The organism is Streptomyces sp. TM32, assembly GCF_004122755.1.
In the GTDB taxonomy this organism is placed as follows: Bacteria; Actinomycetota; Actinomycetes; order Streptomycetales; family Streptomycetaceae; genus Streptomyces; species Streptomyces sioyaensis.
This window is the reverse complement of record NZ_SDIG01000244.1, coordinates 1-7,250: the sequence shown is the minus strand read 5'-3', so window position 1 is coordinate 7,250 and position 7,250 is coordinate 1. Positions and strand designations below refer to the sequence as shown.

The following is a 7,250-nucleotide window of genomic DNA, read 5'->3' as shown; positions in this document are numbered from 1 at the left end:
GGCAGGGAGGGCTTGGCCGGCCCGGAGGGCGCGGGCTTGGGGGACGGGGCCTTCTTCAGCGCGTCCGTCACCGCACGGCCCTGGGTGGTGGGCTTCGAGCTCGGCGACTGCGAGGAGGAGGCGTTCTGCTGGGTGCCCGGCTGTGCCTTGCCGCCCGCGGCCTTGTCGCCCTTGCCCTTGCCGTTCGCGCCGCTCTGGGAGGGGCTGGGCTTGGGCTGGGGGGTCTTGGTGCCGGCGGTGGTGGTCAGCACCGGCCGGAACCCGAGCTGGGCGGTCGTGCCGACCTGCTGGCGGGCCTGCTTCGCGTCCGTCCCCTTGGGGATGTTCACGATGATGTGGTTGTCGCCCTGTGTCTGGACCTCGGCCTCGGACACACCGAGACCGTTGACCCGTCGCTCCATGATGCCGGCGGCGGTCCTCATGTTGGTCTCGTTGATCGCGTTGGGCTTGCCCGGCTGGTTCTGGGCCGCCAGCGTGAAGCTGGTGCCGCCCGCCAGGTCGATGCCCAGTCGGGGCGTCAGGGTGCCGGAGTAGAACATGCCTCCGATCAGCCCCACGATCGCGATGAGGACCAGGATCAGGGCGCGGCCCGGATGCCCCTGGCTCGCGGGCGCCCTGCGGCCCTTCTTGGGTGCTGCCACCTTCTCGTATCTCCCTGTCCAACCCCTCGGCCCGGGTTGCCGGCCGAGCGGCCACGAAGTCTTGTGGGGACGTACCCCCGCCGGAGCCTAGACCGTCCCGGAACCGCGGTGCACGACACAACGCGTGCTCCGCGGTTCCGTGGGAGGGACTACTTCGCGTCGTCGCCGGACTTCTTGTCGTCCTTGGCGGCGTCCGCGTCGGCCTCGACTGCGTCCTTGGCGTCCTTGGCTTCCTTGGCGTCGGTGTCGGCCGGGGCCTCGTCGGCGGCGGTCTTGTCGCCGGCCGGGGTCTCGGCCTTGCCCAGGTCGATCTTGTCACCCTTGGTGGTGGCCTCGGCGGCGGCATCGCCGGTCAGCGAGGAGGCGTCGTCCGGGACGACCGGCTCGTCACTGTGGAGCGGGTCGGCACCGTCCAGGATGCGGTTGTACTCCTCGTCCGCGATCACCGCGCCGATGGCGTTCTTGGCGTAGATGGCGTGTACGCCGGGGGCAACCTCGAGCAGGACGGTCTCGTCGTGGACTTCCTTGACGGTGGCGTACATACCGCCGATCGTCCGGACGCCGGTGCCGGCCTGCATCTCGTTGCGCATCTGCTGGGCCGCCTGCTGCTTCTTCTTGGCGGACCGCGTCATCAGGAACATGGCCCCGATGAGGACGATGAAGGGGAGGAGAGTCACGATATTCACGGGACGGAAATCCTTCGCAGGACCGCAGCTCGGCGGTCTCATATAGCGGGGGTGGGTACACCGACCGTCACGGTCGGCATCGGCGGAGTCTAAGCGAGTCCCCACCAGTGGAACAACGCCCAGCATCGCACCGCAGTTCCTGACCGGGCGAGTCCCCGCGCCGTCAGGGCCCGAACAAGCCCTGCTGTCCGCTTCCGCCCGATTGCTGCTGCGGCGGGACCAGCCCCAGATGGGCCCAGGCCGCGGGCGTCGCGATCCGGCCCCGGGGGGTCCTGGCCAGCATCCCTTCCCGTACGAGGAACGGCTCGGCGACCTCCTCGACCGTCTCGCGCTCCTCCCCCACCGCGACCGCGAGGGTGGACAGGCCCACCGGGCCGCCGCCGAACAGCTTGAGCAGGGCCGTGAGCACGGCGCGGTCGAGGCGGTCCAGGCCGCGGGCGTCGACCTCGTAGACCCGCAGGGCCTGGGAAGCGATCTCGCGGGTGATCAGACCGTCGGCCTTGACCTGGGCGTAGTCGCGGACCCGGCGCAGCAGGCGGTTGGCGATGCGGGGCGTGCCGCGGGAGCGGCCGGCGATCTCGGCGGCGCCGTCGGGTTCTATGTCGACGTCCAACAGCCCGGCCGAGCGGTGGATGACCCGCTGAAGCTCGGCGGGGGCGTAGAACTCCATGTGGGCGGTGAAGCCGAAGCGGTCGCGCAGCGGGGGCGGCAGCAGACCTGCCCTGGTCGTGGCACCGACCAGGGTGAACGGCGGAAGCTCCAGGGGGATGGCGGTGGCGCCCGGGCCCTTGCCGACGATCACGTCGACCCGGAAGTCCTCCATCGCCATGTAGAGCATTTCCTCGGCGGGGCGGGACATCCGGTGGATCTCGTCCAGGAAGAGGACCTCGCCCTCCTGGAGGGAGGAGAGGATGGCGGCGAGGTCTCCGGCGTGCTGGATGGCGGGGCCGGAGGTGATCCGGATCGGGGCGCCCATCTCGGCCGCGATGATCATCGAGAGGGTGGTCTTGCCGAGGCCCGGCGCCCCGGACAGCAGGACGTGGTCGGCGGTGGCGCCCCGGGCCCGGGCGGCGCGCAGCACCAGGTCGAGCTGTTCACGCACCCGCTCCTGGCCGACGAATTCCGCCAGGTCCTTGGGCCGCAGCGCGGCCTCGACGGCGGTGTCCTCGCCGTCCGCGTCGGCGCCGACCAGCCGGTCGGGCCCGCCCGGGGCGACGTCGTCGGTGGCGGGAGGTGCGGTGTCGTCCCAGTTCACTGCGGATTGCCTCGCGGGGTCGGGGCGGCCGGGCCGCCTGGGTGGTCGTACGGTCGGGAGCGCATGGCCCGGGCGGCGGTCATCGCGCCCGGTTCAGGGATTGCAGGGCGGCCTTGAGCAGCTGCGGCACCTGGGGCGCGGCCCCCTCGGCGGCGGCCGCGTCGGCCTGCGGGGCGACCGCGGCGACCGCTTCGTCCGCCTCGCGGGTGGCGTAGCCGAGGCCGATCAGGGCGGCGTGCAGCTGATCGCGCCAGCCGGCCGTGACGGCGCTGCCGACGCCCGCGCGGCCACCGCCCACCGGCTCGCCCAGCCGGTCCTTGAGCTCCAGCAGCAGCTTCTGGGCGCCCTTCTTGCCGATGCCGGGCACGGCGGTGAGGGCCTTTTCGTCACCGGTGGCGACGGCCCGTCGCAACGCGTCCGGGGAGTGCACCGCGAGCATCGCCTGGGCGAGCCGGGGGCCGACGCCGCTGGCGGTCTGCAGCAGCTCGAAGGTCTGGCGCTCGTCGTCGTCGGCGAAGCCGTACAGCGTGAGCGAGTCCTCGCGGACGACGAGGGAGGTGGCGAGCTTGGCCTGCTGTCCGATGCGGAGCGCGGAGAGGGTGTCCGGGGTGCACTGGACGGCCATGCCGATGCCGCCGACCTCCACGACGGCGGTGTCCGGTGCGAGGGCCGCGACCGGGCCGGAAACGAAGGCGATCATCGGGTGCCCTTCTGGGGTGCCGCCCGGCGGAGGCCGACGGCGGGGACGGATGCGGGAGCGGCACGGCGGGCGGCGGCCTGCGCCTGCTGAAGGCGGTTGACCGCGGGCGCGCGCCAGATGTGGCAGATGGCGAGGGCCAGGGCGTCGGCGGCGTCGGCCGGTTTCGGGGGCGCGCCGAGCCGCAGCAGGCGCGTGACCATCGCGCCGACCTGGGCCTTGTCGGCACGGCCGGAGCCGGTGACGGCGGCCTTGACCTCACTGGGGGTGTGCAGCGCGACCGGCAGCCCCCGGCGGGCGGCGCACAGCATGGCGACCGCGCTGGCCTGTGCGGTGCCCATGACCGTACGGACGTTGTGCTGGCTGAACACCCGCTCCACGGCGACGCAGTCCGGACGGTGCTCGTCGAGCCAGGCGTCTATCCCGCGCTCGATGTCGACGAGACGGTGGGCGATCTCGGCGTCCGCCGGGGTGCGCACGACGCCGACGCCGATCATGGTCAACGACCGCCCCGCGACGCCGTCGACCACCCCGACCCCGCAGCGCGTCAGCCCCGGGTCCACCCCCAGCACCTTCATCGCTCCCGCCCCTCGTCCGCTCGGTCGGATGTTCCCGCTTCGGGAGCGCATGCCCCCTGATCAGCACACTAGTGGCTGCCACTGACAAACGGACGGGCCGACGGGGTGTGTCCCCGTCGGCCCGTCAACCGGCCGTGCGTGTCCGCCCGTCAGGCGTCCACCTTGGCCATCACCTCGTCCGAGACGTCGAAGTTGGCGAAGACGTTCTGCACGTCGTCGCTGTCCTCCAGCGCGTCGATCAGCTTGAAGATCTTGCGGGCGCCCTCTTCCTCCAGCTCGACCTGCATGGTCGGGACGAAGTTGGCGTCCGCCGAGTCGTAATCGATGCCGGACTCCTGAAGAGCGGTGCGGACCGCGACCAGGTCGGTGGCCTCGCTGAGCACCTCGAAGGTCTCACCGAGGTCGTTGACCTCTTCGGCCCCCGCGTCCAGAACCGCGCCCAGGACGTCGTCCTCGCTCAGCTCACCCTTGGGGACGATCACCACGCCCTTGCGGTTGAACAGGTACGACACCGAGCCCGGGTCGGCCATCGAACCGCCGTTGCGGGTCATGGCGACGCGGACGTCCGAGGCGGCGCGGTTGCGGTTGTCGGTGAGGCACTCGATGAGCACCGCGACCCCGTTGGGGCCGTAACCCTCGTACATGATCGTCTCGTAGTCGGCGCCGCCGGCTTCGAGACCCGCACCGCGCTTGACCGCGGAGTCGATGTTCTTGTTGGGCACCGAGCTCTTCTTGGCCTTCTGGATGGCGTCGAAGAGGGTCGGGTTACCGTCCGGGTCGGCGCCGCCGGTCCGGGCGGCAACCTCGATGTTCTTGATCAGCTTCGCGAAGAGCTTGCCGCGCTTGGCATCGATCACGGCCTTCTTGTGCTTCGTCGTAGCCCATTTAGAGTGGCCGGACATCCGCCTGTCTCCTTCGCGTAACCCATTTCTGAACGAACCCCTGAGATCCTACCGGGGCCAGATCACACGGTGTGACGCACCATGTCGACGAACAGCGCGTGCACCCGGTGATCGCCGGTGAGCTCGGGATGGAAGCTCGTGGCAAGGACGTTACCCTGCCGCACGGCCACGGTGTGCCCGTCGTACGTGGCCAGCACCTCGACCTCGCCGCCGACCGATTCGACCCACGGCGCCCGGATGAAGACGCCCTCGACGGGCCCGCCGGGGACCCCGGCGACGTCGATGGCCGCCTCGAACGACTCGTTCTGCCGCCCGAAGGCGTTACGGCGCACGATCATGTCGATCCCGCCGAACGTCTCCTGGTCCTCACGGGCGTCCAGCAGCTTGTCCGCGACCATGATCATGCCGGCGCAGGTGCCGTAGACCGGCTTGCCCGCGCGCACGAACGCGCGCAGCGGCTCCAGCATGCCGAAGACGACCGCCAGCTTGGACATGGTGGTGGACTCGCCGCCCGGTATCACCAGGCCGTCGATCGCGGCCAGTTCCTCGGCGCGGCGCACCGGCCGGGCCTGGGCACCGGCGTCCGCGAGCGCCTTGAGATGCTCGCGGACATCGCCCTGGAGGGCCAGCACACCGATGGTGGGGGTGCTCATCTTCCGTCCTACCAGCCGCGGTTGGCGTAGCGCTCGGCCTCGGGCAGGGTGTCGCAGTTGATGCCGACCATGGCCTCGCCCAGGTTGCGGGAGGCGTCCGCGATGACGGCGGGGTCGTCGTAGAAGGTGGTGGCCTTCACGATCGCGGCGGCGCGCTTGGCCGGGTCGCCGGACTTGAAGATGCCGGAGCCGACGAACACGCCCTCGGCGCCGAGCTGGCGCATCAGTGCGGCGTCGGCCGGGGTGGCCACACCGCCGGCGGAGAACAGCACGACCGGCAGCTTGCCGAGCTCGGCGACCTCCTTGACGAGCTCGAACGGGGCACGCAGCTCCTTGGCGGCGGCGTACAGCTCGTTGTTGTCACAGCCGCGCAGCTTCGCGATCTCGCCCTTGATCTGGCGCAGGTGGCGGACCGCCTCGACGACGTTGCCGGTACCGGCCTCGCCCTTGGAACGGATCATGGCCGCGCCCTCGGCGATCCGGCGCAGCGCCTCGCCCAGGTTGGTGGCACCGCACACGAAGGGGGTGGTGAAGGCCCACTTGTCGGAGTGGTTGACCTCGTCGGCCGGGGTGAGGACCTCGGACTCGTCGATGTAGTCGACGCCGAGCGACTGCAGCACCTGGGCCTCGACGAAGTGGCCGATCCGGGACTTGGCCATGACGGGGATGGAGACGGCGCTGATGATGCCGTCGATCATGTCGGGGTCCGACATCCGGGCCACGCCGCCGTCCTTGCGGATGTCGGCGGGGACCCGCTCCAGGGCCATGACGGCGACGGCGCCCGCGTCCTCGGCGATCTTCGCTTCTTCCGGCGTGACGACGTCCATGATCACGCCGCCCTTGAGCTGCTCGGCCATACCGCGCTTGACGCGCGCGGTTCCGGTCTCGGGGTTCTGGGGCGTGGTGGGCGTGCTGGACACGTGTGACCTCACTCAGTGCGGGTGACTGTACTGATGCGCACACACAACCGTTTGTCAGTGGCCCGGGAAAAGGGCCAATTAGAGGTCAGTGGCTCGTCACCGCCCGGCGTCGCGGCCTGCGGCACCGCCCCGGCTCAGTTTCCGGCGGAGCGGTCGTCCAGGACGGCCGGCGGCTCGTCGTCCATCTCGAAGGCCAGCGGAAAGGGCGCATGGCCGGCGAGGCGGAGGTAGCGCACCAGCCGGTGACGGCGGACGGCTCGGGCGGCACGGACCGCGTCGTTGTGGAAGCGGCGGGCCATCGGCACCCGGCGCACCGCGGCCGTGAGTTCGGTGACCGTCTGCTCGCCGCCAGGAGCCTCCCGTACGGCCTCCAGCTGCGCCTCCTCGGCGAAGATCGCCCGCAGCGCCTGGCTCAGTTCGCTCTCGGCGACCTCGCGGTGGTCCTCCTCGGCCTGCCGGGCCTGGTGCGCGGCCTGGTAGAGGACGATCGAGGCCGCGGGGTCGAGGACACCCGCGGTACCCAGCTCCTGCGCGACGGACGCCCGCCGCAACAACTGGGCGTCGAGGGCCGCCCGGGCCGCGTCGATACGGGCGTGCAGCCGGTCGAGCCGACCCGCCGTCCAACTCAGGTAGATGCCGATGAGGATGATCGCGGCGACGATCCAGATGAACGTGGTCACGACCGGTCACGTTACCTGGCCGCTGCGCTTGGCTGGCTTCCCACGTTTTTGGCTTTCCCGCCGTGCGAGTCTCTCGCCGTTTGTCGCCCGCTTCGCGGTGCGCCCGCCGTTGCGCTTTGCGGCGCCGCCGCACGTTGTCGGCCGGCCCGCCGTGGTGGTGTCTCGCCGTTGCGCCTGCGGCGGGCGGTGCCGCTGCGCGGGGCTGTGGGGTGCGGTGACGGGCCTCCGCGGGTGGGTG

General features: G+C 71.2%; 8 protein-coding genes and 1 pseudogene. All 9 read right to left on the bottom strand.

Annotated elements, in window-relative coordinates:
• Nucleotides 1–641, bottom strand: a pseudogene (locus EST92_RS30135) (protein translocase subunit SecD); the annotation flags it as partial.
• A gap of 149 nt (nucleotides 642–790) precedes the next feature.
• Nucleotides 791–1,327, bottom strand: a complete 537-nt coding sequence (yajC, locus tag EST92_RS30130) for a preprotein translocase subunit YajC (RefSeq protein WP_129283858.1) — start codon at nucleotides 1,325–1,327, stop codon at nucleotides 791–793.
• Nucleotides 1,328–1,490: 163 nt separating this feature from the next.
• Entirely contained in the window at nucleotides 1,491–2,582 is a 1,092-nt protein-coding gene (gene ruvB, locus EST92_RS30125; protein WP_129283857.1) for a Holliday junction branch migration DNA helicase RuvB, read from the bottom strand.
• 79 nt (nucleotides 2,583–2,661) lie between these two features.
• Nucleotides 2,662–3,282 (bottom strand): Holliday junction branch migration protein RuvA, encoded by a 621-nt coding sequence (gene ruvA, locus EST92_RS30120; RefSeq protein WP_129283856.1) that lies wholly within the window; start codon nucleotides 3,280–3,282, stop codon nucleotides 2,662–2,664.
• Complete coding sequence (gene ruvC, locus EST92_RS30115) at nucleotides 3,279–3,857, bottom strand: crossover junction endodeoxyribonuclease RuvC (protein ID WP_129283855.1); 579 nt, start codon at nucleotides 3,855–3,857, stop codon at nucleotides 3,279–3,281. The genes ruvA and ruvC overlap by 4 nt, the downstream gene beginning before the upstream one ends.
• Before the next feature lie 149 nt (nucleotides 3,858–4,006).
• Nucleotides 4,007–4,759 (bottom strand): YebC/PmpR family DNA-binding transcriptional regulator, encoded by a 753-nt coding sequence (locus EST92_RS30110; RefSeq protein WP_006607490.1) that lies wholly within the window; start codon nucleotides 4,757–4,759, stop codon nucleotides 4,007–4,009.
• Between the two features lie 62 nt (nucleotides 4,760–4,821).
• Complete coding sequence (gene pdxT / locus EST92_RS30105; RefSeq protein WP_129283854.1) at nucleotides 4,822–5,412, bottom strand: pyridoxal 5'-phosphate synthase glutaminase subunit PdxT; 591 nt, start codon at nucleotides 5,410–5,412, stop codon at nucleotides 4,822–4,824.
• 8 nt (nucleotides 5,413–5,420) lie between these two features.
• The gene (pdxS, locus tag EST92_RS30100; protein ID WP_129251277.1) at nucleotides 5,421–6,332 is read right to left on the bottom strand and encodes a pyridoxal 5'-phosphate synthase lyase subunit PdxS; all 912 of its coding nucleotides are present in this window, start codon (nucleotides 6,330–6,332) and stop codon (nucleotides 5,421–5,423) included.
• A 134-nt stretch (nucleotides 6,333–6,466) separates the two neighbouring features.
• Nucleotides 6,467–7,012, bottom strand: coding sequence for a hypothetical protein (locus tag EST92_RS30095; protein WP_006607493.1), 546 nt, complete (start codon nucleotides 7,010–7,012; stop codon nucleotides 6,467–6,469).
• Nucleotides 7,013–7,250: the final 238 nt, after the last annotated feature.

Excerpts from the sequence above, each read along its gene's own strand:
- ruvA (WP_129283856.1), bottom strand. The coding sequence starts at position 3,282 with ATGATCGCCTTCGTTTCCGGCCCGGTCGCGGCCCTCGCACCGGACACC.
- pdxT (WP_129283854.1), bottom strand. The coding sequence starts at position 5,412 with ATGAGCACCCCCACCATCGGTGTGCTGGCCCTCCAGGGCGATGTCCGC.
- ruvC (WP_129283855.1), bottom strand. The coding sequence starts at position 3,857 with ATGAAGGTGCTGGGGGTGGACCCGGGGCTGACGCGCTGCGGGGTCGGG.
- EST92_RS30110 (WP_006607490.1), bottom strand. The coding sequence starts at position 4,759 with ATGTCCGGCCACTCTAAATGGGCTACGACGAAGCACAAGAAGGCCGTG.